Raw genomic sequence first — 3,303 nt, forward strand, 5'->3', positions numbered from 1 at the left:
AAAAGAAAAAAACAATAATATTTTTTATACTTTTATAATCACAAAACCGCTCTTTTTAGAACCTGTTTTACTATGCGCAATTTAAACAGGAATGGATGGGTCAAATTCATAGGAATCTCCACTTAGCCATCACAAACAAAGAATTATATACATCTTAAGTTTGTCTTTTAATACACAGTTGTGTTCGGATTATGTCCAATTTTGAAGTTGCAAGAATTTGCAATAAAGCACATTTTATTTGCTTCTTGGTGTAATTCGTTAGCTTTCGAAATCATATTCAAATCTGTGATTTTAACTTTAGGGTTTAGAGTAACTTCTGTGAATTTTCCACTACCATCTTTAGCTACTTCCATAATTCCCGTAGCGTTGTCTAAATATTCGGTTACTACAATTTTATGAACTGAGCATAAATGCAAATAAAAAAGCATATGACAAGCCGATAAGGAAGATATAAAAAGGTCTTCTGGATTATATCTTGTTTTATCTCCCAAAAAAGATGGGTCAGCTGAGCCATTAATTGCATCGTATTTTCCGTTAGCTATGATTTTATGGTTTCTGTTATAAGACTTGTAATTGAGAGTTCCGTTTCCCTCGTTCCCTGTCCACTCAACTTTTATTTCGTAATTGTGTTTTTTCATTATTATTTTAAATTTTTATTTGGTTTCTCAAATTTGACCATTCATTTTTTAGAATGGTGTAAAGTAAAACTCGCTCTGATTCTATCGTTTTATTGAAATCTAACATTATTTAATCTCGAAAATCTGATTAGCCTTTTGATAGCTAAGTTGGGTGGAAAGCATCGTATTTAAACTATTACTTTTAAGTTCTTGAGCAATATTTTGTGTATGTTCTAAAACACTACGAATAGCACCTGAACCTATGCTTAATCTGCTCACTCCAATGTTTTCCATTTCTTTTAAGTCATTAAAGGCTGGATTGGCAATGATGTTTAACGGACAATCAATATTATCTAATAATATTTTAACAGATTCCTTGGTAATTGCCCCAGGAAGAAATATGCAATCTGCTCCTACGTTAATAAACGCCTTTGCTCTCTCAATTGCCAATTTTAACCTGTCATTCTCATTGCCTATTTGTAACCAAAAAACATCGCTTCTTGCGTTGATGACAAAAGGAATTCCTATTTCCTTTTTTAGTTCTGAAAGTGCTTTAATTTTTTCTTGCATCAACGAAAGTTCATCTAAGTAAGGACGTTCGGTATTGTTTCCGTCTTCTATGTTCACACCTACCGTACCTGCCTTAATAAGTTTTCTCGCATTATATTTCACTTGTTCTGCATTATCTGCATAACCTTTTTCTAAATCCACTGAGAGCGGTATATCAATCCTTTGTGTTATTTTTCTAGTCAAAGTTTCAAGGTCATCAATGGTCAGGTGCTCGCCATCTGGATACCCCATTGAATAAGCAATTCCTGCACTTGTTGTTGCTATGGCTTTAAAACCCGATTTTTCAAATATTTTAGCACTTCCTACATCCCATACGTTTGGCAGTACAAGCAATTGATTATTGTGATGTAATTCTTGAAATTGCTTAGCATACTGTATTTGTCGTTCTTTTTGCATTTAAATTATTGTGATTTTTGGTGTACTTTTTCTCAAATGGCTTACAACGATCTCGTATAAGAATAGTTGCGGGTTTACGTGCGAGGATTTTCTGCAGGAAAATCAGACGTAGTAAACTTGCAACGACCTTTGTTTAAGCCCAAAATTGAGCAATTATTTTTATACATTGTTGTGGTGTCGTATTTTTTATTCATTAAACTCTTTTGGATATTCAACCATTCCATTTACTCCTTTCAGTCCGTTTTCAATCAATTCAATTACCATACAATTCTCTTTCGGAACTTCAAATGGTAATTCGATTCCATATCTATCAGCTTGTTCATAACCAAATCTTGGATAGTAATTTTCGTGTCCAAGTAGAATGATTGATTTATGTCCTAATTCTTTAGCTTTTTTATGAACTTCAACTATCAATTTTCCGCCAATTCCTTTCCCTTGAAATTCAGGTAAGACAGAGACAGGTGCTAAAGCCAATGAGTTAAATTCGTTCGATTTGTTGTTAATCTTAAGTTTTGTCAACAGAATATGTCCAACAATTTTTCCGTCAATTTCTGCTATCATTGATAGTTCGGGAACAAAAGCATTTGATTTTCTCAATCTCTCTACTAAAAACTGTTCCTTGTGGTCACTCATTTGTTCGTTTTCGAATGCCTTTTCTATAAGGTTAAAGACTGTTTTATAATCTTCTGATTTTTCTTTTCTTATGGTTAATTTCATTTGTTTTGTCGATTCCTTCTGCGTTTCTGTTATATGCACCACAACGTGTTTGTGTATGATTTCGTTGCGTGTTTCAGCAACTAAATTAGCAAATACAAACCGAATAGAAAATCCGCGAGGATTTTCGTAAGTAGGCGAGTACTAGCAATAAATTATACACGGTGTTAGCTTTTAGTGCTTTTTATGTGTTTATTTATTCATTTCGTTTTTGTTCACTCTTTTCTAGTCATTTGTAATTCCTATAACCTCTATTAAAATGAATGATAAAAGTAATACTGACATTATGAATAAAAGCGTTAATATCAGGTAAAATCCTAGTTCAAAAAAATATGAGCGAGGTTTAATTTTTTGAAGATAAAACTTTGATTTCATAAATCTATAGTTGTGCAAATAACCAATAAAAAACACATATGTAAATAATATAGAAATGAAAATATATCCTTTAAAATTTCCCGATGTATTTATTATTAAGGCTTTTAATTCTATTTCGTAAACTTACTCAAATTCCAACATTTTATTTATTCAGGTTTGAGTGAGCAATTCCAACGTTGTTTTCCAGTTCTAATTGCGCAATCGAGCTAAAAAGTCAGACGTAATTTAATTCAGAGGTTGAGTAATCAATTCTGCTGTTGCTTTTCATTCCACGTTTGAGTCATAATTCCGTAATATTTTGAAACTCAGCGCATGGTTTTTCTGATTTATCTACTTTAAAATTCTAAAAAAAATCGAAAAATAAACTAGGCTTCTTTTCAATCCGCAAACTTGCTCTAGCATTAAAGCTAACGGTTTGGTGTATGATTAGTTGCGTGTTTTAAGCACTAAAGTTAGTAAATAAAAACTGAATTTTACGTTTGCGAGAATTTTCGTAAGTTGACTAAAACCAAGCAATTACTTATAGCATCAATGAAAAAGCAGTAAGTCCAGTATCTTTAAAGTTCACAAAAACAATAAGACATGAAAACTGAACTGACTGCCCAACCAAATTTATACATTGGTATTGATA

The 3,303-nt window shown here is 32.0% G+C and carries 3 protein-coding genes; all 3 read right to left on the reverse strand.

The features are described from left to right. Positions 1–167: 167 nt before the first annotated feature. The 3 genes from QBK95_RS22795 to QBK95_RS22805 all read right to left on the reverse strand — a co-directional run bounded on the left by QBK95_RS22795 (position 168) and on the right by QBK95_RS22805 (position 2,300). On the reverse strand, positions 168–638 hold the full coding sequence (locus tag QBK95_RS22795) for an OsmC family protein (protein ID WP_280936873.1): 471 nt from the start codon (positions 636–638) through the stop codon (positions 168–170). 105 nt (positions 639–743) lie between these two features. Then, positions 744–1,583: an isocitrate lyase/PEP mutase family protein gene (locus tag QBK95_RS22800; protein ID WP_280936874.1), complete on the reverse strand. Its 840-nt coding sequence runs from the start codon at positions 1,581–1,583 to the stop codon at positions 744–746. A gap of 186 nt (positions 1,584–1,769) precedes the next feature. Further along, entirely contained in the window at positions 1,770–2,300 is a 531-nt protein-coding gene (locus tag QBK95_RS22805; protein WP_280936875.1) for a GNAT family N-acetyltransferase, read from the reverse strand. Between the last annotated feature and the right edge of the window lie 1,003 nt (positions 2,301–3,303).

This window comes from Aquimarina mycalae, assembly GCF_029906345.1.
Lineage (GTDB): Bacteria > Bacteroidota > Bacteroidia > Flavobacteriales > Flavobacteriaceae > Aquimarina.

Bases quoted from the DNA above. Each gene is read 5' to 3' on its own strand.
- QBK95_RS22805 (WP_280936875.1), bottom strand. From the start codon at position 2,300: ATGAAATTAACCATAAGAAAAGAAAAATCAGAAGATTATAAAACAGTC.
- QBK95_RS22795 (WP_280936873.1), bottom strand. From the start codon at position 638: ATGAAAAAACACAATTACGAAATAAAAGTTGAGTGGACAGGGAACGAG.
- QBK95_RS22800 (WP_280936874.1), bottom strand. From the start codon at position 1,583: ATGCAAAAAGAACGACAAATACAGTATGCTAAGCAATTTCAAGAATTA.